The organism is Herbaspirillum lusitanum (genome assembly GCF_026127345.1).
In the GTDB taxonomy this organism is placed as follows: Bacteria; Pseudomonadota; Gammaproteobacteria; order Burkholderiales; family Burkholderiaceae_D; genus Herbaspirillum; species Herbaspirillum lusitanum.
On record NZ_QXFG01000010.1, the window covers coordinates 123,739 to 148,096 of the forward strand.

General features: G+C 60.6%; 22 protein-coding genes and 1 tRNA gene. 16 read left to right on the forward strand and 7 right to left on the reverse strand.

Annotated elements, in window-relative coordinates; translation table 11 throughout:
• The first annotated feature begins 548 nt into the window (after positions 1–548).
• Positions 549–1,535 (forward strand): D-2-hydroxyacid dehydrogenase family protein, encoded by a 987-nt coding sequence (locus tag DXT88_RS15360; protein WP_265214751.1) that lies wholly within the window; start codon positions 549–551, stop codon positions 1,533–1,535.
• Here the strand turns inward: DXT88_RS15360 and DXT88_RS15365 are convergent.
• Positions 1,513–2,268 (reverse strand): L-asparaginase, encoded by a 756-nt coding sequence (locus DXT88_RS15365; protein WP_265214752.1) that lies wholly within the window; start codon positions 2,266–2,268, stop codon positions 1,513–1,515. The two genes, DXT88_RS15360 and DXT88_RS15365, sit on opposite strands and share 23 nt — an antisense overlap.
• Before the next feature lie 323 nt (positions 2,269–2,591).
• Between DXT88_RS15365 and DXT88_RS15370 the strand changes: the two genes are divergently transcribed.
• Both DXT88_RS15370 and DXT88_RS15375 read left to right on the forward strand, forming a co-directional pair.
• Entirely contained in the window at positions 2,592–5,216 is a 2,625-nt protein-coding gene (locus tag DXT88_RS15370; RefSeq protein ID WP_265214754.1) for a chemotaxis protein CheW, read from the forward strand.
• An 80-nt stretch (positions 5,217–5,296) separates the two neighbouring features.
• Positions 5,297–5,794: an asparaginase domain-containing protein gene (locus DXT88_RS15375; protein ID WP_265214756.1), complete on the forward strand. Its 498-nt coding sequence runs from the start codon at positions 5,297–5,299 to the stop codon at positions 5,792–5,794.
• A gap of 26 nt (positions 5,795–5,820) precedes the next feature.
• Here DXT88_RS15375 and DXT88_RS15380 read toward each other — a convergent pair whose 3' ends face one another.
• Positions 5,821–6,183 (reverse strand): winged helix-turn-helix transcriptional regulator, encoded by a 363-nt coding sequence (locus DXT88_RS15380; RefSeq protein ID WP_265214758.1) that lies wholly within the window; start codon positions 6,181–6,183, stop codon positions 5,821–5,823.
• A 110-nt stretch (positions 6,184–6,293) separates the two neighbouring features.
• Here DXT88_RS15380 and DXT88_RS15385 point away from each other — a divergent pair, with 110 nt between their 5' ends.
• Both DXT88_RS15385 and DXT88_RS15390 read left to right on the forward strand, forming a co-directional pair.
• Complete coding sequence (locus DXT88_RS15385; RefSeq protein WP_265214759.1) at positions 6,294–7,244, forward strand: SDR family oxidoreductase; 951 nt, start codon at positions 6,294–6,296, stop codon at positions 7,242–7,244.
• Positions 7,245–7,264: 20 nt separating this feature from the next.
• Positions 7,265–7,969 carry a DsbA family oxidoreductase gene (locus DXT88_RS15390; protein ID WP_265214760.1) on the forward strand — a complete coding sequence of 235 codons (705 nt, stop codon included), beginning with the start codon at positions 7,265–7,267 and terminating at the stop codon, positions 7,967–7,969.
• A 274-nt stretch (positions 7,970–8,243) separates the two neighbouring features.
• Here the strand turns inward: DXT88_RS15390 and DXT88_RS15395 are convergent, their stop codons facing one another.
• Positions 8,244–9,155, reverse strand: a complete 912-nt coding sequence (locus DXT88_RS15395) for a LysR family transcriptional regulator (RefSeq protein WP_265214761.1) — start codon at positions 9,153–9,155, stop codon at positions 8,244–8,246.
• A gap of 129 nt (positions 9,156–9,284) precedes the next feature.
• Here DXT88_RS15395 and DXT88_RS15400 point away from each other — a divergent pair, with 129 nt between their 5' ends.
• Positions 9,285–10,364 carry a YeiH family protein gene (locus DXT88_RS15400; protein ID WP_265214762.1) on the forward strand — a complete coding sequence of 360 codons (1,080 nt, stop codon included), beginning with the start codon at positions 9,285–9,287 and terminating at the stop codon, positions 10,362–10,364.
• Here the strand turns inward: DXT88_RS15400 and DXT88_RS15405 are convergent.
• A complete protein-coding gene (locus DXT88_RS15405) occupies positions 10,353–10,826 on the reverse strand; it encodes an SRPBCC family protein (RefSeq protein WP_265214763.1) in 474 nt (157 codons plus the stop codon). The two genes, DXT88_RS15400 and DXT88_RS15405, sit on opposite strands and share 12 nt — an antisense overlap.
• A 111-nt stretch (positions 10,827–10,937) precedes the next feature.
• Between DXT88_RS15405 and DXT88_RS15410 the strand changes: the two genes are divergently transcribed.
• The 8 genes from DXT88_RS15410 to DXT88_RS15445 all read left to right on the forward strand — a co-directional run bounded on the left by DXT88_RS15410 (position 10,938) and on the right by DXT88_RS15445 (position 19,695).
• Positions 10,938–13,019 (forward strand): UvrD-helicase domain-containing protein, encoded by a 2,082-nt coding sequence (locus DXT88_RS15410; protein WP_265214764.1) that lies wholly within the window; start codon positions 10,938–10,940, stop codon positions 13,017–13,019.
• Between the two features lie 180 nt (positions 13,020–13,199).
• The gene (locus DXT88_RS15415) at positions 13,200–14,018 is read left to right on the forward strand and encodes an alpha/beta hydrolase (RefSeq protein ID WP_265214766.1); all 819 of its coding nucleotides are present in this window, start codon (positions 13,200–13,202) and stop codon (positions 14,016–14,018) included.
• A 248-nt stretch (positions 14,019–14,266) separates the two neighbouring features.
• Complete coding sequence (locus DXT88_RS15420) at positions 14,267–15,067, forward strand: basic amino acid ABC transporter substrate-binding protein (protein ID WP_265214768.1); 801 nt, start codon at positions 14,267–14,269, stop codon at positions 15,065–15,067.
• A gap of 125 nt (positions 15,068–15,192) precedes the next feature.
• A complete protein-coding gene (locus DXT88_RS15425) occupies positions 15,193–15,936 on the forward strand; it encodes an amino acid ABC transporter permease (protein ID WP_265215230.1) in 744 nt (247 codons plus the stop codon).
• The gene (locus tag DXT88_RS15430; protein WP_265214769.1) at positions 15,917–17,218 is read left to right on the forward strand and encodes a TIGR03862 family flavoprotein; all 1,302 of its coding nucleotides are present in this window, start codon (positions 15,917–15,919) and stop codon (positions 17,216–17,218) included. The genes DXT88_RS15425 and DXT88_RS15430 overlap by 20 nt, the downstream gene beginning before the upstream one ends.
• Positions 17,215–17,427, forward strand: coding sequence for a SlyX family protein (locus DXT88_RS15435; RefSeq protein ID WP_265214771.1), 213 nt, complete (start codon positions 17,215–17,217; stop codon positions 17,425–17,427). Before DXT88_RS15430 ends, DXT88_RS15435 begins: the two co-directional genes overlap by 4 nt.
• 63 nt (positions 17,428–17,490) lie before the next feature.
• On the forward strand, positions 17,491–18,645 hold the full coding sequence (gene dinB, locus DXT88_RS15440) for a DNA polymerase IV (protein WP_265214773.1): 1,155 nt from the start codon (positions 17,491–17,493) through the stop codon (positions 18,643–18,645).
• A gap of 117 nt (positions 18,646–18,762) precedes the next feature.
• Positions 18,763–19,695: a recombination-associated protein RdgC gene (locus DXT88_RS15445; RefSeq protein ID WP_016834899.1), complete on the forward strand. Its 933-nt coding sequence runs from the start codon at positions 18,763–18,765 to the stop codon at positions 19,693–19,695.
• A gap of 86 nt (positions 19,696–19,781) precedes the next feature.
• Here the strand turns inward: DXT88_RS15445 and DXT88_RS15450 are convergent, their stop codons facing one another.
• Positions 19,782–20,414, reverse strand: a complete 633-nt coding sequence (locus DXT88_RS15450) for a TetR/AcrR family transcriptional regulator (RefSeq protein ID WP_265214776.1) — start codon at positions 20,412–20,414, stop codon at positions 19,782–19,784.
• A 347-nt stretch (positions 20,415–20,761) separates the two neighbouring features.
• Between DXT88_RS15450 and fusA the strand changes: the two genes are divergently transcribed.
• Positions 20,762–22,870, forward strand: a complete 2,109-nt coding sequence (gene fusA / locus DXT88_RS15455; protein ID WP_265214779.1) for an elongation factor G — start codon at positions 20,762–20,764, stop codon at positions 22,868–22,870.
• Positions 22,871–23,038: 168 nt separating this feature from the next.
• On the opposite strand, the gene DXT88_RS15460 is transcribed toward fusA, so the two are convergent.
• Positions 23,039–23,115: transfer RNA gene (locus tag DXT88_RS15460), tRNA-Asp, on the reverse strand.
• A gap of 77 nt (positions 23,116–23,192) precedes the next feature.
• On the reverse strand, positions 23,193–23,789 hold the full coding sequence (locus tag DXT88_RS15465; RefSeq protein WP_265214780.1) for a nitroreductase family protein: 597 nt from the start codon (positions 23,787–23,789) through the stop codon (positions 23,193–23,195).
• Positions 23,790–24,051: 262 nt separating this feature from the next.
• On the opposite strand from DXT88_RS15465, the gene DXT88_RS15470 reads away from it, so the two are divergent.
• Positions 24,052–24,243, forward strand: a complete 192-nt coding sequence (locus tag DXT88_RS15470) for a hypothetical protein (protein ID WP_265214781.1) — start codon at positions 24,052–24,054, stop codon at positions 24,241–24,243.
• Positions 24,244–24,358 lie beyond the last annotated feature (115 nt).

The following is a 24,358-nucleotide window of genomic DNA, read 5'->3' on the forward strand; positions in this document are numbered from 1 at the left end:
CGAATTCGTTGGCACGGCAGGATCGTCGTTGCATGCAGCCGGCGAGGCGGGTGGCGCCATCAGCCGGTGGTACGGCGGTCTTGTCGAATGCTTCAGTCGCGACTGAAAGCCATCCATAAAATCAGGCGCGAAAGATTGTTCCGCAGCGGCTGACTTTATGAAAATCAGGCGGCGATTGTACACCCGTACCCTGCTTGTTTGTAGTGAAAAGTAACCGACTAATGTAGTAGGAAATACGCTTTTGACGCGATTGCGTTTTTTCATTACGAAGCAGCGCAGCAAAAGGACTTTTGCCTGCCCGGGCCTTGAATGAGACATCCCGCGCGCAGCAAAGTGCCACAGGACAAGCCGCCGACATGGCGTCAGCGATTCACCGACATTGCTGCGCAGCAGGCGACGAAATCGACGAAGGCCTTGATCTTGGCCGCGCGATGGTTCTCCGCTTCGGCTTCGACCAGGTAACTTCATGGACTGAGCCAACGCGGCAAAAATCCGGCAGGCGCTTTATGATGTCGCATTAACGATATCGACTGCCTTCCGGAGACCACATGAAGATCGCCATCCTCGACGACTACCAGGACAGCGTCCGCCAACTCGACTGCTTCAAGCTGCTGGACGGCCATGACGTCAAGGTATTCAACAACACCGTGCGCGGCGCCGGCCAGCTGGTTGCGCGCCTGGCGCCGTTCGAGGCGCTGGTGCTGATCCGCGAACGCACGGTCTTCACCAAGGCGATCCTGGATAAACTGCCGGCGCTGAAACTGATTTCGCAAACCGGCAAGATCAGCGGCCACGTCGACGTCGCCGCCGCCACCGCGCAGCGCATCGCCATCGTCGAAGGCGTCGGCGATCCGACCGCGCCGGCTGAACTGACCTGGGCGCTGATCATGGCGGCAGCACGCCGCATCCCGCAATACACCGCCAACCTCAAGGCCGGCATCTGGCAGCAAGTGTCGGCCGCGCCGGAGCGCAATGCCATCGGCGTCGCCCTCAAGGGCCGCACGCTCGGCATCTGGGGCTACGGAAAAATCGGTCGCATGGTGGCCGGTTACGGCAAGGCCTTCGGCATGAAGATCGTGGTGTGGGGACGCGACGCCAGCCTGGAGCAAGCGCAGAAAGACGGTTACACCGCGGCCGCCAGCAAGGAAGAATTCTTCTCGACGACCGACTTCATCTCGGTGCATCTGCGTCTCAACGACGCCACGCGCGGCATCGTCACCGCGCAAGACCTGGCGCTGATGAAACCGACCGCCACCTTCATCAACACCAGCCGTGCCGAACTGGTGGCAAGCGGTGCGCTGGAAACAGCGCTGCAACAAGGCCGACCGGGATTCGCCGGTATCGACGTGTTCGAGACCGAACCGCTGCCGCACGACTCGCCGCTGCTGCGCATGGACAACGTGGTGGCCACGCCGCATCTCGGCTACGTGGAAAAAGACGGCTATGAGTTGTACTTCCGCGCGGCCTTCCAGAACATTGTCGACTTCGCCAACGGCGCGCCGAAGAATGTCCTCAATCCTGAGGCGTTGGCCTGACGCGCACTAGCGTCGGCGGTGCATACTGCAGATGCTGGGCGTGCGACACCTTCCATAGATGCATCCAGCCGGGCGGCCATGACAGCGGCGGCCCGGCATACGGCTCCACTCCCTTGCGCACGGCGATGACCGGCAAATGTTCCGGCATCGATCCGGCGTGATCCCATCCCATGCTGTACGCATGATGCGGTAACAGCGCATCGCACACCGACGCAAACCACGCCGTGTGATCTTCATCGCGGCCGAGCGCCTGAGCAAGACCCTGCGGATCGAATTGCGCCAATGCGCCGGCGAGATCCTGCGCGCTCGCGCCGGGCGTGTCGCCCCAACCGAAAATCGGATTGAAGTTGTAGTCCGCGCCCGAGCCGTACCAGCCTTCGCGCCACGGACGTTCGTTCCAGTGGCGCGGTCCGGCGAACAAATGCCAGCGCCAGTGCAGACCCGATGGCTTGGGCCAGCTATATAGATACAAGCGCTGATAACCGGCCGCGTGCAACTCGCGCACCATCGCCATCAGCCGCGCATGCGGCATGCGATCGGGCGGCTGGCGGCGGAACAGGATAGGCGTGCCGTCGGCGTGCTGCACTTCATCGGACGACAGATTGAGATCAAGCGTACGCACCTCGCTGCCGAAGCGCGCAGAAATCCATCCCGTCAGCAAGTTGACGGAGACGATGACGCCATAGCCGCGATGGCGATGGAAGATGACGGTGCCGGGAGCAATCGGTTTCATGTCTCGATTTTATCCAACTATCAAAATTCTGACTGCGCACGGTGAGCAACGAGAGCGGCATCGCGTGAGCAGTTGAAAAAACAATGGTGTGCGCAGCTCCTGCGGACGAAAAAAACACGGCCTGAAATTTCCGTATGGAAATTAAACAAAGCCAATCTGCATGCGGCTTTGCGGACGATCTTGTAGACAACCCGCATAGCGTTTTACCAATAGAATGCGTGGCACGCAATTTGCGTAATAACAACTGAGTGCCGACATTAATTACTAAATATAAGTACGGTGCGGACAAGTTCTTGCGGGCTTCTTCAATAAAAAGGGACAACATGACTGAACACGTAGCGATTCAAACCGAAACCTTCCTGCCCTATATGCGCGACGTCACAAAATGCGAACAGTCGTTGCAGGAACTGAATCTGATGTGGCGTGTGATTGAAGCCTCGGCAAAAATGAATTGCCCCAGCGAAGCCAAGACCATCCTGCCGACCATGGCGGCGACGCGTACCGGCTTCAGCCGGCTCGAACGCGAGCTGGTGGTCAGCCTGGTCCAGGAAAAAGTCCGCAATGTGCTCACCGAAATCGGCACCAAGGCGCAGTACGTGATCGACATCGTGGTGCGCAACCTGTTCGAGCGCACCGCCGATGTCGGCTTCCTCGCCACTGATCGAGAACTGTGCAATTTCGTCGCCGGCGTCACCGACAGCGTCGAGGCGATCCGCTATCGCCTGCGTGAGTACCGCAACAAATACACCGTCTACGACGAGATCATGCTGCTCGACACCGAGGGCAACGTGCTGGTGCAGATCGATCCCGCCACGCCGCTGGAACATAGCGCGGATGCGTTGATCGCCGAGACGCTCAACTCCGATACGTATGTCGAGACTTTCCGTTTCAGCGACCTGCGTCCCGGCAAGGAACGTGCACTGATTTATTCGCGCCGCATGCAGCATCCCCAAACTGGTGCGGTAGTCGGCATCCTGTGTCTGTGCTTCCACTTCGAAGAAGAAATGGCCGGCATCTTCTCTTCGCATCGCGACGCCGAAGCGCGTTCCAACATGCTGCTGCTGGACGCCGACAACCGCGTCATCGCCAGCGCCGACAAGTTGTGGATCCCGGTCGGCACCGAAGTGCCGGTCAATCGCGACGGCAACGCCGCGCTGATGCTGTTCTGCGGCCGCGAATACCTGGTGCGAACGGTGTCCTCCGACGGCTATCAAGGCTATCCCGGCCCGGGCGGCTGGCAAGGCCAGGTGATGATTCCTGTCGAAGTCGCTTTCAGCGGCGTGATCAGCGACGTGCTCACCAAGCTGTCGCCGGAAATCGCCGAAGGCCTGCTGTCGCATGCGCATTCATTCTGCCCGCCGCTGTACGACATCATGACCGCCGCCAAGACCATCCAGCGCATCGTCTGGAACGGCCAGGTCATGACCGCCGGCCAACGCGGCGAAATGCTCAAGCTCAAGACCATCCTCGACCAGATCAGCGAGACCGGCAACCGCAGCAACGAACTGTTCGCACAATCGATCCACGATCTCTACCAGACGGTGCTGGTGTCGGGCATGCGCGACGCCGAATTCACCACCAGCCTGCTGGTCGACCTGCTCGACCGCAATCTGTACGAACGCTCCGACGACTGCCGCTGGTGGGCACTCACGCCCGAACTGCGCAGCGCGCTGGCGCAACCGGTGCAGGACCAGGCCGCGGTCGACAAGATGACCAACATCCTGACCTACATCAACGGCCTGTACACCGTATACACGCGCATCTTCGTCTATGACCGCCACGGCCGCATCATCGCCAGCACCGGCGACAACACCGATGAAATCGTCGGCAGCAACATCGACGAAGACAGCCTGCACCAGGTGCTGTCGCTGCGCACGCAACAGCAATACCACGTCAGCGCCTTCACGCCGAGCGCGTTGTACAACGGCAAGGACACGTACGTTTATCACGCAGCGGTGCGCGACCTCGAGAACGAAGCCGTGGTGGTCGGCGGCATCGGCATCGTGTTCGACTCGACGCCGGAGTTTTCCAACATGCTCGCCAGCGGCATCACCGCCAAGAAGAACATGAAGGCCTATTACATCGACCGTAATGCGCGCATCATCTCGACCACCGACAGCGCGCGCAGCGTCGGCGAGACGCTGGCCATCGATCCGGCGCTGCTGACGATCGCCAACGGCGGCCGTGCGTCGCAGGTCGCGGTGCACGATGGCGAATACGCCATCGTCGCCTGCTCGGTCTCGAACGGCTATCGCGAATTCAAGGTCAGCGACGGTTATCAGGAAGACGTCATCGCGGTGGTGTTCGAATCCTTCGGCGCAGTGCAAGGCGCGGGCTCGCAAACCGACGGCCGCCAATACCTGCTCGAAACCGATCCGACCATCACCGACGGCAACGAATACGCCACCTTCTTCAGCGACCACAACCTGTTCGCCATCTCCGCCGCCCATGTGGTGGAAGCGGTGCCGTTCAGCGAAGTACTGCCGACCTCGATGGGAACGCGTCCGGAACAAATCGGCGTGCTCAACCTGCGACGCGACGACGGCGACGGCAAGCGCAAGGAATTCGTCTGGGTGTTCGACCTCGGCCAGATGATGCGCGGCACCCGTTCCGCGGTCAGCGGCAGCAGCCAGGTGATGATCGTGCGCGAAGGCGAACACACCATCGGCCTGCTGGTCGACGAGTTGCACGCCGTGCCGCAATTCAATCCTGCGCAGATCATGCACACGCCGTTCGCCATGCAAGGCGCCTCGATGCTGGTGACTCAGGTCATCAAAGCCAACAACGGCCAGTTGCTGATCCAGGCGATCGACGTCGAGCGTTTGTTCGCGCTGCTGATCGACGGCCAGATTGCACTGCCGCCTGAATCGGCGGAAGCCGTTGCACAGCAGACGGATACGGTAGCGCCGGCCGATGGCGAGCGTCCGGTCGAGCTCATGGCGGCGTAATCCGGAGTTGGATTTGGGCGAGCCGCTGGTGACGAGATGTGGGGTATGATGGCTGGGACTTTTCTTGATTTTTCGTGATCATGACTTTACGCATCATCGCCACCGGCGGCACCTTCGACAAACATTACGACGAGATTGCCGGCCAGCTCGTCTTCGCCAACAGCCACTTGCCCGAGGTCATCGCACGCGCACGCCTGACCGTTTCCGCCACGCTGGAAGAACTGCCGCTGCTCGACTCGCTCGACATGCAGGACATCGATCGGCGCCGCGTGCTCGCCTCCTGCGACCGTTCGGAAGAAAACGCCATCGTCGTCATCCACGGCACCGACACCATGCAGGACACCGCGCGCGTGCTCGGCGCGGCGCAACTGACCAAGACCATCGTGCTGACCGGCGCCATGATTCCTTACGCCATCCACGGCTCGGATGCGCAATTCAATTTCGGCTTCGCCTGCGGCGTGGCGCAACTGATGCCGCATGGCGTGTATGTCGCGATGAATGGCCGTGTGTTCGCCTGGGACAAAGTCGCCAAGAACCGCGGTGTGGGCGTGTTTGAAGAAATCGAAACGGAAGACTGAGGGCATCTCACCGGAGGAGACGATGTTCAGTCTTCTCCGCTTTCCGCCGTTCCGGCATGCGCATAGTCCTGCAACGCCGACACATTCTGATGGAACCACCCACCCAGTTGCTCAAGCACGGGCGTCAATGACCGGCCCGGCGGCGTCAGGCTGTACTCCACCCTGGGCGGGACCTCCGCATACACCACCCGGCGCACCAGGCCGTCGCGCTCCAGCTCGCGCAGCTGCAGCGTCAGCATGCGCTGCGTTACTTCCGGAATGCTTCTCTGCAATTGGCCGAAGCGCAACGTCCCGGCGCTGAGGCGGTACAACACCAGCGATTTCCACTTGCCGCCGACCAGATCCAGCGCCATGTCCACGGGACAACGATCGGATGATGCAGCTTTCATGACGGTTCCAATAGGTACATTTTTGTGGGTAGCGCACAGGAATGTACATTCTATTCAATCTCAGACCAGGCTCCTACACTGTTGACTTCTTAACCACGTTTTTGGAGTCGATGATGCAAGAAAAAATCTATCTGGTGTATGGAGCCACGGGCGCACAAGGCGGCGCAGTGATGAGCGCGCTAAGGGCAAGCGGCAAAAAAGTGCGCGTGCTGCTGCGCAATACCGACGGCAAATCCTCGTTTGAGGCTCCTGGCGTGGAAGTCGCCATCGGCGACCTGGATTCGCCGGCGCAACTGCTGGAAGCGAGCCGCGATGTCGCCGGCGTCTACTTTGCCCTGCCGCTGCAGTTCAACGCCGACAGGGCGATTCTCTGGGGCAGGAATGCGATCGATGCCGCCGTCGCAGCCAAGGCGCCGCTGATGGTCTTCAATACCAGCATCGTCGGCGCAGCCGAGGCGGGCCAGACAACCGGAAGCGTTGCAATCGACATCAAGTCCGCGCTGGAACGTTATCTGAAGCAGGCGCCGATTCCCAGCATCGTATTGCGGCCAACGCTGTACCTGGGCAACCTGACCGCGCCTTTCGCGACGCCGTCGATCGTCAATGACGGCGTGTTGGCCTACCCTGTTCCCGCCGGCCAGAAAGTATCCTGGATCAGTTGGGAAGAAACCGCCGCCTATGTCGTCGCCGCCTTGCAACGCCCGGACCTGGCAGCAACACGTCCCTCATTCGACATTGGCGGCGCGCAAGCGATCACGGGCAATGAACTGGCCACAGCCATCGGCAAAGCCGTGGGTCGCAGCGTTTCTTATTTCCCGCTGCCAATCGGGCAATTCGAAGCCGGACTCTCCGCCGCCTTCGGCGCAGAAACCGGCGGCGCCCTCGCCAATCTGTATCGCTACATGACCAATCCCGCGCATGGCGACATCCTCAACGTCGACCTGCGCGCGGCAAGGGCTGAATTTGCTGTGCCACAAACGTCGATTGACAGCTGGGCCGCGCAGGTTCCGTGGAAGAACCTGGCCGAAAGCGCCACGGCCCCCTCCGAGAAATCTGCATGAATGCAAATACATCCGAAAAGATGCCGGTTGAAATCTGGAGCGACATCATGTGCCCCTTCTGTTTCATCGGCAAACGCAAGTTTGATGAGGCTCTCGCCGCCTTCGGCCACAAAGACAAGATCCAGGTCGTCTGGAGAAGCTATCGTCTTTTTCCCGAGGTCCGCTACCGTGAAGGCAGCGATGCCTGCGCGGTCCTTGCCAAGGTCAAGGGCCTGGCGACATCCTCCATGCGACAAGCGATGGCGCACGTCACGGCGCTGGGTCGCGACGTCGGCATCCGGTTCGACTTCGATCGTCTGAAAATAGTCGACACCCTTGATTCATTGAGACTGGTGCACTTCGCTGCGACCCGCGATCTGGCCAGCGAAATGAAGGAACGTCTGTTCCAGGCGTTCTTTGAAGAAGGCCAGAATCTGGAGGATCACCAGATCCTGGCGCAACTGGGAAAAGAAGTCGGACTCGATGCACAGGCAGCAAAAACAATGCTGACGTCCGTAGCCTACGCCGACGAGGTGGAGAACGACGTGGCGCAGGCGAGACAGATCGGCGTTAACGGGATTCCGTTCTTTGTGCTGGACCGGCAACAGGCGCTATCCGGAGCGCAGTCGATCGCAGAATTTACCGCACTGTTGCAAGCCGCGTTTGATGGATGGAATCAGAACATTCCATCGCCCGCGAAGAAAACGATGCCGGGAGAAAGCTGCACCCTCGACGGTCAGTGCTGAGTGGTTGCAATCGCCGGCGCATGCATCACGCCGCTGATGCAGTTGCGCGGCGAAGTCGAATCGCGTACGCCGACCGATCTGTCCGATTTCGATCCCACGCCTAACGATCCACGAGTTTTGCGCGAATTGGTCGAAGGCGGCGTCGGCCCCGGTGTCGCTCACCGATGCCGCGCACAAGGTGGCGCTCGAACTCGCGCAGAATGCGGTCGCCAAACGAATCGATCTTCCTTCGATGCTGCCGGCGATATCCCGGCATCGAAGCGCGGCTGAATCCTCAGTCCTGGCGCTGCTCGTGCCGCGCTGCCCAATCGCGGCAAAAATCCAGCAATGACGCCAGCCTGACCGACAGCACCCGATGCTTGTTGCGCACCAGGTAGAAATGCCGGCGCAAGGGCGGCAACGGTGTCGCCAGTTCGATCAACCGCCCCGACTCCAGCAGGTCCGCGACCACCGCGCGCGACAGGCAACTGATGCCCATGCCTTCGGCGGTGGCGCGCTTGATCGCCTCCGAATTGCCGAACTCGCAGGCCGACGGCAGGTGATGCAGGTAAGGCAGCAAGGCGTGCTCGACCGCTTCGCGCGTGCCGGAACCCGCCTCCCGCAGCAGCCAGTCGGCTTCGCTCAAGGTCGTCAGCGTCAGCTTCTTGCCCTGCGCCGCCAGCGCGTGGTGCGGCGAAGCGACCACGATCAGTTCATCCGTCATCCACTGCTCGACGTCAACGTCGCTGGCATGGCACGGTCCTTCGATCAGCGCGGCGTCGACTTCAAAATTGCTGACGGCATTGACGATATCGGCGGTGTTGGCCACCAGCGCGCGCACGCGCAACTGCGGATGGTCACGCCGATAAGCCGCCACCATTTGCGGCAGCATGTAGCTGCCGATGGTGGTGCTGGCGCCGATGTGCAATTCGGCGCCCACCTGGTCGGGTGTCAGGAATTGCTGTTCGATGGTGTTGGCGGCGTCGAGCAGGTGCTGCGCCTGCGGCAGCAGCAGGCGGCCGTTGTCGTTGAGCATGAGGCGCTTGCCGACGCGATCGAACAGTTGCACGGCGAGCGTGTTCTCGAGTTCATTGAGTGCAGCGCTGGCGGCCGACTGCGACAACGCGACCAGATCGGCGGCGGCGGTCGTACTGCCGGATTGCGCCACCGCCAGGAAGATTTGTAATTGCCGAAGGGTAATTTTCATATCGAGTCGCTTGATGATTCATTGATCTACTTATTATTCAGGTTGATATTAACAAAATAACGCGTTTTTCTTTTATATAGCAGAGCGCTAAAGTGCCTTCATTGCTCAGTCAACCATGTCAGGCACATCATGAACACCCCGTCGCTTACCGTCGTCTCCACCCCGTCAGCCCCGCCGGCGCAGTTGAACCGCGTCCTCCCCGGCTTGGCCCTGAGCGCCGCGCTGGCGCTGGCCTCGATTGAAGCCGGCCGCCTCGCTTGGTTGCAGGCGCATGGTTTCAGCGCGCTGACGATTGCGATCGTGCTCGGCATGCTGGTCGGAAATACCGTCTATCCGCGCGTGGCCGCCGACTGTAGCGGCGGCGTGGCCTTTTCCAAACAGAATCTGCTGCGCCTGGGCATCGTGCTGTACGGCCTGCGCCTCACTTTCCAGGACATTGCACAAGTCGGCGTGAGCGGTGTACTGATCGATGCCAGCATGCTGATGTCGACATTCGCGATCGCTTATTTTCTTGGCGTGAAGGTGTTCAAGCTGGATCGCAACGCGGTGATGCTGATCGGCGCCGGCAGTTCGATCTGCGGCGCGGCGGCCGTGATGGCGACCGAGCCGGTGCTGCGTGCGCGCAGTGAACAGGTAACGGTGGCGGTGTCGACGGTGGTGGTGTTCGGCTCGGCAGCAATCTTCTTATACCCGCTGCTGCACAGCCTGGACTTTCTGCGGGGCCATGCCGACTTCGGCGTCTATATCGGCTCGACCGTGCACGAAGTGGCGCAGGTGGTGGCGGCAGCACGCTCAATCGACGATCACACCGCCAATACTGCAGTGATCGCGAAGATGGTGCGCGTGATGATGCTGGCGCCGTTCCTGCTGATCTTGTCGGCTTGCGTGCAGCGCAGCCGTTCTGCAACCACTGCTGCGAAGGGCTCCAATACCTCGCGCCTGGCCGGCATCCCGTGGTTCGCCTTCGCCTTCATCGGTATGGTGGCGCTGAACTCGCTGCTGCCGATCCCGACCGCCGTAACCGGCGCCCTGCTCGACGCCGATACCTTCTTGCTGGCCATGGCAATGGCTGCGCTGGGCCTGACCACGCATCTTTCATCCGTGCGCCGTGCGGGCATGCAGCCGCTGCTGCTGGGGGGCTTGCTGTTTGTGTGGCTGATCGCGGGCGGCGGAGCCGTGAACGCCGCCATCACCTTCCTAATGCACTGATCCCTTGACGATCAATTCGCGAATGATGCGGATGGTGTCAATATCCGCCTCCTCATACGCCGAACGGCGGAACTGGTCGTAGAAGGCTTTTTCAGTTCCGGCTTCTTCTTCCGGCGTGCCGTCGTCGTATTCGAAACGCACGAACAGCGCCTCTTCCTCGGGTTCCTCGATCGTCATGCTCAGGCTGGACGTGGGGATTTCGCCCTGCGCCGGCACGTGGTAGTGCACGCGCTGCAGCGCTTCATAAGTCACGACGTCATGGATGCGCAATTCGCCATAGCGCAGCATGCGCTTGACCGCGGCATCCGTCTTGTCGGACAGCACGCATTCGTCGAGATGCTCCATGAACAATTGCGGCGCTTCGGCGCGCATGACGAGGCCGCGCCACAGTTGTTCGCGGGTCAGGTTGTCGATCAGCGGGTTGAGCGGATCGTTGATTTGAATCAAGTGATTGAATTTCATGCTTTAGACCTGTTTCCGGATGCCGTTATTGTCCCACAGAAGGCCCGGCCGGGCAGGGCCGGCCTGCTACAATGGCGTGTTATCCCTCGTCCCCTCCCAATCGATCCCTGCATGTCTTCCGCCCCCGCATTTGGTCTCAACGCCCCGCAAAGCGAAGCCGTTTTGTACATGAACGGCCCTTGCCTGGTGCTGGCCGGCGCCGGTTCGGGCAAGACCCGCGTCATCACGCAGAAAATCGCCCACCTGATCGAAAACTGCGGCTACGAATCGCGCCACATCGCCGCGCTGACCTTCACCAACAAGGCCGCGCTGGAAATGCAGGAGCGCATCGCCAAGCTGCTCAAGGAGCCGAAACAGGCCAAGCATCTGACGGTGTCGACCTTCCACTCGCTGGGAGTAAAAATTCTGCGCCAGGAAGCCAAGCACCTCGGCCTGAAAGATCGCTTTTCGATCATGGACAGCGACGATTGTTTTTCGCTGGTGCAAGATCTGGCGGTGACGACCGACAAGCAATTGATCCGTCGCATCCAGAATGCCATGTCGCTGTGGAAGAACGGCCTGATCGATCCCGATCTTGCGCTCAGGAACGCGGTCGACGAAGAAGAAGCGGTGGCCGCGCGCATCTATCGCAGCTATGTCGCCACGCTCTCGGCCTATCAGGCGGTCGACTTCGACGATCTGATCCGCTTGCCGGTGGAACTGTTTCGCGGCAACGAAGAAGTGCGCGATCGCTGGCAGCGCCGTCTGCGTTATCTGCTGGTGGATGAATACCAGGACACCAACACCTGCCAGTACGAGCTGGTCAAGCTGATGGTCAGCGGCATCGGCAAGAAGCCGATGTTCACCGCCGTGGGCGACGACGACCAGGCGATCTACGCCTGGCGCGGCGCCACCATCGAAAATCTGAAAACCTTGCAGATCGATTTCCCCAATTTGCATCTGATCAAGCTGGAGCAGAATTACCGCTCCAGCACGCGCATTCTGCAAGCGGCCAATTCGGTGATTTCCAACAATCCCAAGCTGTTTGAAAAAGCCCTCTGGTCGGAACACGGACTGGGCGATCCGGTCAAGGTCATGGCGATGGACGACGACGAGGCCGAAGCCGATCAGGTCGCCATCATGCTGTCGGCGCATCGCTTCGAGCGGCGCGCAAAGTTCTCCGACTACGCGATCCTGTACCGCGGCAATCATCAGGCGCGCATCTTCGAAAAGGCCCTGCGGCGCGAACGCATTCCTTATGTGATGTCGGGCGGCCAGAGTTACTTCGACCGCGCCGAAATCAAGGACATCATCAGCTACCTGCGCCTGATCGCCAACCAGGACGACGACCCGGCTTTCATCCGCGCCGTCACCACGCCGCGTCGCGGCATCGGCCAGGCCACGCTGGAAGTGCTCGGTACGGTTGCCGGCCAATGGCAGTGCTCGCTGTTTGAAGCGGTCTACAAAGGCGCGCTGGAAGACAAGCTGCCCGACAAGCAATTGCTGCCGCTGCGCCAGTTCTGCGACTTCATCAACAACCTCGAATCGCGCGCCAGCCGCCCGGGCCCTTCCGGCAGCGGCGAGAATGCCGCGCAGGTGCTCGACGACATGATGGAAGCGATCAACTACGAAGGTTACTGCTATGACGCCTTCGACGAACGCCAGGCGCAAAGCAAGTGGCAGAACGTGGTCGACTTCACCAGCTGGCTCAAGGAGCGCGGCTGCGGCGGCAAGGATGGCGAAGGCGAAGAAAAGAACTTGCTGGAGTTGACCCAGATGGTCGCGCTCATGACCATGCTCGAAGGCAAGGACGAAGAGCAGGACGCGGTGCGCATGTCAACGCTGCACGCCTCCAAGGGACTGGAATATCCGCACGTGTTCCTGATCGGCGTGGAGGAAGGCATTTTGCCGCACAAGGGCGATCCCGATGCCCCGGCCGAGACCATCGCCGCGCGCATCGAAGAAGAACGCCGCCTGATGTACGTCGGCATCACACGCGCCCAGCGCAGCCTCCAAATCACTTGGTGCAAACGGCGCAAGCGCGCGCGCGAATTCACCGCCTGCGACCCGTCGCGCTTCATCAAGGAAATGAACCTCGACGTCGGCGACGCCGTGCCCAGGGAGGAAGAAAAGATCACGCCGCAGAACCGGCTGGCCAATCTGAAGGCCTTGCTGCAACAGCCGCGCAGCACGCCGACGCCGTCCAACGACTGATGCGCCTGCACCGCGTATAATTTTCTGCGGGGCAGTGCCCCGGCTGCAAGATGACATCCGAGCATCCGCAGTCTCCGACAACAATAAGAAGGAGAAGACATGCAGTCCATTTTCAGGAAACGGTTTACCCGGCCATATCGTTCACTTCTGTCATTGCGTTCACTGCTTTCGCTACTGACAATGCTGTTGCTGGCATCCGCCGGCGCGCAAGCGAGCAGCATCACCAACGTCGAATTCCAGTCGCCCGCATTGGGGCGCGCATGGAACTACAACGTCTACCTGCCGACCGGCTATGAAACATCCAGCCTGCGTTACCCGGTGCTGTATCTGCTGCACGGCAATGACGGCCACCGCAACGACTGGCCTGTCAAGGGACGCATTCAGGCCACCGCCGACGCGCTGATCGCCTCCGGAGATATTCCCCCGGCCATCATCATCATGCCGGACGCCGGCACCACCTGGTTCGTTGACCTCAAGGAAAAAGTCGAGACCGCCTTTTTTGCCGATCTGATTCCACAAGTGCAGAAACGCTTTCGCACCCTGACCGGACGCGACGGTCGCCTGGTCGGCGGGCTGTCGATGGGCGGCTATGGCGCCATGCGTTTTGCGCTCAAGTATCCGGAAAAATTCCAGGCCGCCGCGCTGCTGAGTCCGGCCATCTACAATCCGGAGCCTCCCGCCACCTCATCGGCGCGCTTCGTCAAGGTGTTCGGCTCGCCCGACTTCGATCCGGCCATCTGGAAGGCGCACAACTATCCGGCGCTGTGGGACGAATTCCTGAAGAAGAACATCAAAGTGCCGATGTACATCAACTCCGGCGACGATGACGATTTCATGATCGAGAGCGAAGCCACCCAGTTCTATGCACTGCTGCGCAAGAACAAGCAACCGGCCGAACTACGCATCGTCAACGGCGCCCATGCCTGGCCGGTGTGGGAATCGACTATCGGCGATGCCCTCAAATACATTTTCCAGACCGTCCGCCGTCCTGAGCAATAAGCTGCAGCCTGTCCGCCCTGATGCGGCGGACAGGCCCTCGCCCTCTCGCATTTGTTGCACATTTTTCAATACCTGCGCACCGAAAATGCGATTGCACCTGATTTTGCGCCACAAATGGCGTTGAACCGGACTGGAAACGTTTACAATCCTCCCCTTTCCGGCCGCCCCGCCCCCCCGATGCGCTTGCGCGGCGGCGGCTTATCCGGTCCCGGTTTTCATCTGCTGCTCCTATTTTTACAAGGTTGGTCATGAACAAGTTCTTCAAGCAATTCGCTCCTGCACTGGCGCTGGTCGCCGCCATCGCCGCATTGTCCGCCTGCGGCAAGAAAGAAGATGCAGCACAAGCGCCTGCCGCTGCCGCCGCCAAGGTCTACCTGGTCGGCGTGGAATCGGCCTACGCGCCGTTCTCTGCGGAAAACGAAAAGAAGGAAGTGGTCGGCTTCGACATCGACGTGATGAAGGCGCTGGCGCAAAAGATCGGCATCGAAGTGAAGTTCGTGCCGACGCCATTTGAAGGCTTCTTCAATTTCCTGGCGCAGGGCGATCGCGATCTGCTGATCTCGGCCATCACCATCACCGACGAGCGCAAGCAGACCGTCGATTTCTCCGAGCCGTACTTTGAAGCGAGCCAGCTGATCGCGGTGCCGGCAGCCGATGCCAAGGTGCAGAAATTCGACGACCTCAAGAACCTCAAGGTCGGCGTGCAAAGCGCCACCTCCGGCGACGAAATCGTGCAGCAGTTGCTGGGCAAGAACAATCCCAACATCAAGCGCCTCGACTCCACTCCGCTGGCATTGAAGGAACTGGAAACCGGCGGCGTTGATGCCGTGGTCGCCGATGACGCCGTGGTCAAGAACTACATCACCAACAATCCGTCGAGCAAACTGCGTACCGTGTCGGACGCCAACTTCCCGAAAGAGTATTACGGCATCGCCGTGCGCAAGGGCAACACCGAGCTGCTCAACAAGGTCAACAAGGGCATGGCCGACCTGAAGGCCGACGGCACTTTCGACAAGATCAGCACGCAATACTTCGGCGCCAGGAAATAAGCTCGCCGCCTGCCGTAGTGCTACCGCTGCAACCACAGTGCAGCTGCGGCGCTACGGTATAATCCCGACAAATGCGCAGTCCGCCGGATTGCGCATTTTTCATGTCCACCATTCAATTTTCCGCCATGGATTTCCGCTGGAGCATCATCGAGGGCTACGCGCCGCTGTTCATCAAGGGCTTCTTCATGACGCTCGAGGTGGCCGTGATCAGCATCGTCGCGGGCACCGTGATGGGCCTCTTGCTGGGCATGTTGCGGCTGGCCGACGTGCAGCACGGCATGTGGAAATACATCCTGCGCGTGACCAAGTGGATCGCAAGTTTTTACGTTGCTTTCTTCCGCGGCACGCCGCTGTTCGTGCAGATCCTGCTGATCCATTTCGCCGTGATGCCAGTGCTGATCCATCAGGACAACGGACTGCTGATTTCCGGTGAACTGGCGCGCACCATCAAGCAGGATTACGGCGCGTTCGTGTCCGGCATCGTGGCCTTGTCGCTCAATGCAGCGGCATACATCTCCGAAATCTTCCGCGCCGGCATCCAGTCGATCGACCGCGGCCAGAGCTATGCCGCGTCGAGTCTCGGCATGGGCTATCGCCTGCGCATGCGCTACATCATTTTGCCGCAGGCGTTTCGCCGCATGCTGCCGCCGCTGGGCAACGAAGCCATCACGCTGCTCAAGGATTCCTCGCTGGTGTCGACCATCGGCCTGGCCGAACTGGCCTATGCCGCGCGCACCGTGGCCGGCAGCTATTCGCGCTATTGGGAACCGTACATCACGATTTCGGTGGTGTATTTCAGCATGACGATTTGCCTGGCGATGCTGGTGGCCAGGCTGGAAAAGAAATACAGTGCTCCATCCCGCCACTGATCCCGGACGTTCGCCTGCGGTCGCCATCATCGGCGGCGGTCCGGCCGGCCTGATGGCCGCCGAAGTGCTGGCGCTAGCCGGCGTGCAGGTCGACCTCTACGACGCCATGCCATCGGCCGGACGCAAGTTCCTGCTGGCCGGCAAGGGCGGCATGAACATCACCCATTCGGAAGACCTCGACGGCTTCCTCTCTCGCTACGGCGCGCGCCGCAATGCGGTTGCCGCGTTGCTCAAGGATTTCACGCCAGAAGATTTGCGTGCGTGGATACACGGACTCGGCATCGACACCTTCGTCGGCAGTTCCGGGCGTGTCTTCCCCACCGACATGAAAGCGGCGCCACTATTGCGCGCCTGGCTGCATCGCCTGCGCGAAGCGGGCGTGCGTTTCCACATGCGGCATCGCTGGCAGGGTTGGGATGCGGATGGCAAGCTGCGTTTCGCCACGCCCGAGGGTGAAATTTCCGTAGCCGCATCGACCGTCATTCTTGCGCTGGGCGGCGGCAGCTGGGCGCGCCTCGGCTCGGACGGCGCGTGGATGCCGCTGCTGGCCGAACGCGGCGTCGGGCTGGCGCCCTTGCAGCCGTCAAACTGCGGCTTCGACGTCGACTGGAGTGCGCATTTCCGCAGCCGCGCCGCCGGCGAACCGCTCAAGACCATTGCCGCCACCGTCATGCTGAACGACGGCACGCCCTTGCGCCGTCAAGGCGAATGCATCATCACCGACAGCGGCATCGAAGGCGGCCTGATCTATGCGCTGTCGGCGCCTTTGCGCGACGCCATCACGCCGTCCGCACCGGCCACGCTGTATCTTGATCTGTTGCCCGATTGGCTGCCGGCGCGCGTGCTGAGCGAGCTGCAACATCCCCGCGGCGCCCGCTCAATGTCCAGCCATCTGCAAAGCCGGCTCAAGCTCAAGGGCGCAAAGGCGGCGCTGCTGCGCGAATGCACCAGCGCGGAAGACTTCCGGGACATGTACAAGCTGGCGCAGGCGATCAAGGAATTGCCTGTCAAGCTGCGCGCGCCGCGGCCGCTCGACGAGGCCATCAGCAGCGCCGGAGGTGTACCATTCGAGGCAATGCAGGACGCCGGAGAACATCACCTGATGCTGCGTCAGTTGCCCGGCGTATTCTGCGCCGGCGAGATGCTGGATTGGGAAGCGCCGACCGGCGGCTACCTGCTGACGGCCTGCTTCGCCAGCGGGCGCAAGGCCGCCCAAGGCGCGTTACGCTGGCTGGGCGAGACAGAGGCCGATACTGCGGCCACAAAGGAGAACACACCATGATCGACGAAGAACGTCTGGTCGACATCGAACTGAAACTGACGCATCAGGAAGACACCGTGGATGCGCTCAACAAGATCGTCTACGAGCAGCAAAAGAAAATCGACGAACTCGAAAAGCTGCTGACCGCGCTGGCGCGGCAGGTGAAGGATGCCGCCAACAGCGTCAGCGAGCCGCGCAGCATCGAGAATGAAAGACCGCCGCATTATTGATGCGCGATACGATGGCGGCGATCCGCCGTCCTCAAGCTACCCATCTTCCGCTCCTTTTTTTTCATGAACGCCAACGCCCGCCGCATTGCGCACCTCGACATGGATGCGTTCTATGCATCGGTGGAGTTGCTGCGCTATCCGGAATTGCGCGGCCGGGCCGTGGTCATCGGCGGCCGCTCGGTGCATCAGCCGGTCACGCGTGCTGACGGCACGCGCGAATTCTCGATCCTGCGCGACTATGTCGGGCGCGGCGTCATCACCACCTCGACTTACGAAGCGCGCGCGCTGGGCGTGTTTTCCGCCATGGGCATGATGAAGGCGGCGCAACTGGCGCCCGACGCCGTCCTGCTGCCGGTGGATTTCGATTCTTATCGCCACTATTCCCGATTGTTCAAGAAGGCCGTTGCCGGCATCGCGCCGTTGATCGAGGATCGCGGGATTGACGAGATCTACATCGACCTCAGCGAACACGAAGAAGAAACACGCGCATTGGCCACCCGCATCAAGAACGCCGTCAACGAGACCACCGGCCTGTCCTGCTCGATCGGCGTCGCTCCCAACAAGCTGCTGGCCAAGATCTGCTCCGACCTGGAAAAGCCCAACGGCCTGACCATCCTGACCATGGCCGACGTGCCTACACGCATCTGGCCGCTGCCGGCGCGCAAGATCAACGGCATCGGTCCGAAGGCAGCCGAGAAGCTGACCGCGCTCGGCATCCTCACCATCGGCGACCTGGCGCGCACCGATGCCGGTGTGTTGCAGGACCATTTCGGCCGCAGCTATTCGGCCTGGCTCGGCAATGTCGCACAAGGCGTCGACGACCGTCCGGTCTCGACCAGTTCGGAGCCGAAATCGATCAGCCGCGAGACCACCTTCGAGCGCGACCTGCACGCGCGTCACGACCGCGACAAGCTGTCCGGCATTTTCACCGCGCTGTGCACGCGCGTGTCGGAAGACCTGCACCGCAAGGGCTATCTCGGACGCACCATCGGCATCAAGCTGCGCTATGCCGACTTCTCGACGGTGACGCGCGACGTCACCTTGCCGGCATCGGTGAACGATCCCGCCGCGATCCGCCGCGCCGCCGGCGAATGCCTGCGACGGGTGCCGCTGGAGCAACGCATCCGCCTGCTGGGCGTGCGCGTGGGCGCGTTGTCGAAGAACGGCGGCACGCCTGAGCGCGAGGATTTTTCGCAAGGCGAATTGGGTTTCGAGTAGGTAAATCAGGCCAAATCAGGCTGCGCGCGGCCTGCGCCAGCACACGCAGATAAAGTCGGCGTGAATATCAGACGTCCCCCGGGCTCCGTGTAAAATGGACGCTTTTGCCCGAACGCCATGTGGTTTAAGAACCTTCAGATTTACCGCCTGCCGGCCCCTTGGGCCATCAGCGCCGACCAGCTCGAATCCAATCTCGCTCCGCAGGCTTTTGCTGCCTGCTCCAGCCTGGAAATGCAGTCGCAGGGCTGGGTTTCGCCGCGCGGCAACGAGCGCCTGGTGCATGTCGTCAATCGCCAGTTCCTGCTCAAGCTGGACACCGAAAAAAAACTGCTGCCGAGCACCGTGATCAATCAGGTGACCAAGGCACGCGCCGCCGAGTTGGAAGAACAACAAGGTTTTGCGCCGGGCCGCAAGCAGACCAAGGAATTGAAAGAGCAAGTCACCGATGAGTTGCTGCCGCGCGCCTTCAGCATCGTACGCAGCACCTGGACCTGGATCGATCCGGTCAACGGTTGGCTGATCGTCGATGCCGGCAGTCCCGGCAAGGCCGAAGAAGTATTGAAGCTGCTGCTCAAGGCGATCCCGAAATTCCCGCTGGAGACGCTGCGCACGGTGCGCTCGCCGTTGTCCTCGATGACCGACTGGCTGGCCTCGGACGAAGCTCCGAGCGGCTTCACCGTCGATCAGGACACCGAATTGCGCGCCAGCGGCGACAGCAAGGCGACCGTGCGTTTCGTGCGCCACACGCTGGAGCCGGAAGACGTGCAGCGTCACATCGAATCGGGCAAGCAATGCACGCGCCTGGCGCTGACCTGGAACGACCGAGTGTCGTTCGTGCTGACCGAAAACCTGAGCGTGAAGAAGATCGCGCCGCTGGACGTGTTGAAGGAAGACAGCGACGTCACGGCGAAGAACGACGACGAACGCTTCGACGGCGATTTCATGCTCATGACCGGCGAAGTCAGCAAGATGCTGGCCGACCTGATCGAGGCATTGGGCGGACAATTGCGCGAGAATGACGGTACTGCTGCATTGGCTGCTGCGGCCTGATTCATCTCCCCTTCAGCTAGCGAAAAACGCCGGGCGATCGCAAGATCGGCCCGGCGTTTTTTCATGGCGCGGCAAAAAATCTCAACTCATTGCACGGCGCGTTTTTTCTTCGGCGCAATCAATACTGCATCAAGCGCCTTCATGGCGTGGCAAATGGTGTTTGCCAGGCGTTCGCAGCTGACGCCGTCGCGCGCGCTCAGCGACAGGCCGTGCAGTACGGCGGTGTAGAAATCGGCCAGGCCGTCGATGTCGGCATCGGCGCTTAATTCGTTCTGCTCCTGCGCCTTGCGGAAACGCTTGGCCAACTCTTGCCGCTTCTTCTGGCGGCGTACCGTCATTTCTTCCGCGTGGGCGGCATTTTCGGGCGCGCAGTTGATGGCCGAGACGACCACCATGCAGCCCTTGCCGTTAGCCGGATCGGCATACAGCGCGACGCTGGTCTGCAGCATGTTGTGCAAATCCTCGCGCATGCCCTTGCCCTCTTTCAAGGCGTTGATCGGCCCGATGGCAGTGGTTGCCGAATAGAAATCGATGGCTTCGCGGAACAGCGCGTTCTTGTCGCCGAATGCGGCATACAAACTCGGCGCCTTGACCCCGATGGCGGCCGTCAGGTCGGCCATGGTGGTGCCTTCGTAACCCTTGTTCCAAAAAACCTGCATTGCCAGGCGTAGCGCTTCGTCTCGGTCGAAACTGCGCGGCCGCCCTCTGGTTTGCTGCATGGGAATTCTCCTTTTTTACAACGACTGCGGTGGGTATCAATGTTCAGTGTAGCTTAATATAACTTGAATTACAAAAATACATTGACAGCAATTTCAGTCGAAATATATTATGTAACACGCATTACATAAATATAGGCCATGATGATGCGCAGGCTTTTCGCTCCTCGCTTTGTCTTGCGGGACAGAAAGCCGCCAGGCGAACCAGGGAAGGATTGCAGGCTGGATTTTCAGCCAGCATCAGTCAACTACGGCGGACAGCATAGATGCAAAAATATGCGCATAATGTGACTCCGCCGCGATTGCTTTCTGCCGGTTCCATCCAACGATGCAACGAAAAGGAAAATGTCATGACACGCAAGACCCGTATAGAACATTACCGGAACATTGGTATCAGCGCGCACATCGATGCCGGTAAAACCACCACCACCGAGCGCATCCTGTTTTATACCGGCGTCAATCACAAGATTGGCGAAGTGCATGACGGCGCTGCGACCATGGACTGGATGGAGCAGGAGCAGGAACGCGGCATCACCATCACGTCCGCCGCCACCACCGCCTTCTGGAAAGGCATGGCCGGCAATTATCCGGAACACCGCATCAACATCATCGACACGCCGGGCCACGTCGACTTCACCATCGAGGTCGAACGCTCGATGCGCGTGCTCGACGGCGCGGTCATGGTGTACGACTCGGTCGGCGGCGTGCAGCCGCAATCCGAAACCGTGTGGCGCCAGGCGAACAAATATGGCGTCCCGCGCATGGCCTTCGTCAACAAGATGGATCGCGTCGGCGCGGATTTTTTCCGCGTGCAGAAACAGATCGGCGAGCGCCTGAAAGGCAATGCCGTGCCGATCCAGATTCCGATCGGCGCGGAAGACCATTTCCAGGGCGTGATCGATCTGGTCAAGATGAAAGCGATCATCTGGGATGAAGCCAGCCAAGGCGTGAAGTTCGAGTACCAGCCGATTCCGGTCGAACTGGAAGAGACGGCGCGCGAGTGGCACGACAAGATGATCGAACAGGCCGCCGAAGCCAATGAACAGTTGCTGGAAAAATACCTCAGCGGCACGCCGCTGACCGAAGAAGACGTCAAGCAAGGCCTGCGCCTGCGCACCATCGCCGGCGAGATCGTGCCGATGCTGTGCGGCAGCGCGTTCAAGAACAAGGGCGTGCAGGCCATGCTCGACGCCGTGATCGACTATCTGCCGTCGCCGATCGACGTGCCGGCGATCAAGGGTCACGATGAAGAAGACAACGAGATTGAGCGCCATCCCGCCGACGATGAAAAATTCTCGGCGCTGGCATTCAAGATCATGACCGATCCGTTCGTCGGCCAGCTGATTTTCTTCCGCGTGTATTCGGGCATGATCAATTCGGGCGACACCGTGTACAACCCGATCAAGGGCAAGAAGGAACGCCTCGGCCGCATCCTGCAAATGCATGCGAACGAGCGCAAGGAAATCAAGGAAGTCTATGCGGGAGATATCGCGGCTGCGGTCGGGCTGAAGGATGTCACCACGGGCGACACGCTGTCCGATCCGGATGACGTGATCATCCTCGAACGCATGGTATTCCCCGAGCCGGTGATTTCGCAGGCGGTGGAACCGAAGACCAAGGCCGACCAGGAGAAGATGGGCATCGCCCTGAATCGTCTGGCGCAGGAGGATCCGTCGTTCCGCGTGCGCACCGATGAAGAATCGGGCCAGACCATCATTTCCGGCATGGGCGAGTTGCATCTGGAAATTCTGGTCGATCGCATGAAGCGCGAGTTCAACGTCGAAGCCACCGTCGGCAAGCCGCAGGTGGCTTACCGCGAAGCAATTCGCAAGACGATTGAAGATGTCGAAGGCAAATTCGTCAAGCAATCCGGCGGACGCGGCCAGTACGGCCACGTGGTGCTGAAGCTGGAACCGCTGCCGCCCGGTACGGGCTACGAGTTCATTGACGCCATCAAGGGCGGCGTGGTGCCGCGCGAGTTCATTCCGGCGGTCGACAAGGGCATCCAGGAAACGCTGGGCAGCGGTGTGCTGGCCGGTTATCCGGTGGTGGATATCCGCGCGACGCTGACCTTCGGTTCTTACCATGACGTCGACTCGAACGAAAATGCCTTCCGCATGGCCGGCTCGATGGCGTTCAAGGAAGGCATGCGCCGGGCCAGCCCGGTGCTGCTGGAGCCGATGATGGCGGTCGAAGTGGAAACGCCGGAAGACTATGCCGGCAGCGTGATGGGCGATCTGTCGTCACGCCGCGGCATGGTGCAGGGCATGGATGAAATCGCCGGCGGCGGCGGCAAGATCATCAAGGCCGAAGTGCCGCTGTCGGAGATGTTCGGGTACTCGACGTCATTGCGTTCGGCGACGCAGGGGCGCGCTACTTATACGATGGAGTTCAAGCATTATGCCGAGGCGCCGCGGCATGTGATTGAGCAGCTGACCACGGAGAAGAAGGGGAAGTGAGGTTCGGCCCGGCCGCTCGCTAACTTCGTTAGCTCTTTGCAAGACGTAAAAGCCCTGCTTGGTTGCATCAAGCAGGGCTTTTACTTGTGTGGGGCATAATGCATGCCCTTCGGGCAGGAATAGGGAGCTTAAAAACAAAAACGCCTGCTTGCGCAGGCGTTTGTGTTTTGGCGGAGCGGACGGGGCTCGAACCCGCGACCCCCGGCGTGACAGGCCGGTATTCTAACCAACTGAACTACCACTCCAGATCTGGTTTTCAGTCTCGCTGAAAGACCGCAATTATAGCGGAGCTTTTCCAGGAATTCCAGTCCTTTTCTACAAATTAAGCCTGAAATTTGCCTTCAAACGCCAATTTACTCAGCGGCTCGCGCGGAGACGGCAGTTCGCGGGCTTGCAAGCCTTCCGGCAGGATCGATTTGTCGCCGATTTTGCCGATGGCAATCGCCGCTTCGATCGCGAAATCGGCAGGAACGCCCAGCTCGGTACGGGTTTTTTCCTTGTCGAAACCTGCCATGCCGTGCGCATGCCAGCCCGACAGGCTCGCTTGCAACGCCAGGTAGGCCCAGGCCGAGCCGGCGTCGAAGGAATGCGTCGGCGCAGGTCCGGGCGCAGCGGCGCCCGGCGGCGTGAAGGTGGTCTTGGACAGCACGATGATCAGCACCGAGGCCTTCTCCGCCCAGCTGCGGTTGAAGTCGTTGAGCAAGCCCAGCAGGCTGTCCCATTGCGGCGTGCCGCGACGCGCGTAGACGAAGCGCCATGGCTGCGAATTGTAGGACGACGGCGCCCAACGCGCAGCTTCGAGGAAACTCAGGACGGTTTCTTCGGAGATGTCGGCGCCGGTGTAGGCGCGCGGCGACCAGCGATTCAGGAATTGTGGATCGATGGGATGATCGGCAACGCGTGGGTTGGTTTGCGACATGAAGACTCCTGAAAAATGGGAAAGATGCTGCTCTGCGGCATCGGACAGAGGGGCATCTTAGCAGTTGTTTTCCGGCTCTGCAGGCAACGCAAGAAAGCGCGTCGGCATAGCGCCGGTTTGCACTTTTCAACAGATGACAAGGTGCCAAAACTTGTCTGGAGCTGTACCCTGGCACACGATGGTGTGTCGCAAAACCGCCACCATCTTGCGCCAGCGGACCACCGTGCTACCATTCCCTGACAAGAATGAGTGGAGACAAACGATGAACATACTCAGAGAAGCCGAGCGCGAAGTCTGGGTCGACGGCACGATTTACCAGTTCAAATCGAAAGTGGAAGCCAGCGGCTTCGAAGACATGTGCCGCGCCATCGGCAAGCTGCACAACGCGCTGCAGTTGTATCCGCCGGCCGCCACCCTGCAGACCGCGCCGCACGACCGCTCCGAAGAAGTCTGACGCGTCTTTCGCGCTATTGGCGTTGCCCAGAAAAAAACCCGCGGCCTTGCGGCGCGCGGGTTAAATCCAATCCTCAGGGGGGTGATGAATTGGAGGGGAGGGAGTGCTCAAGATA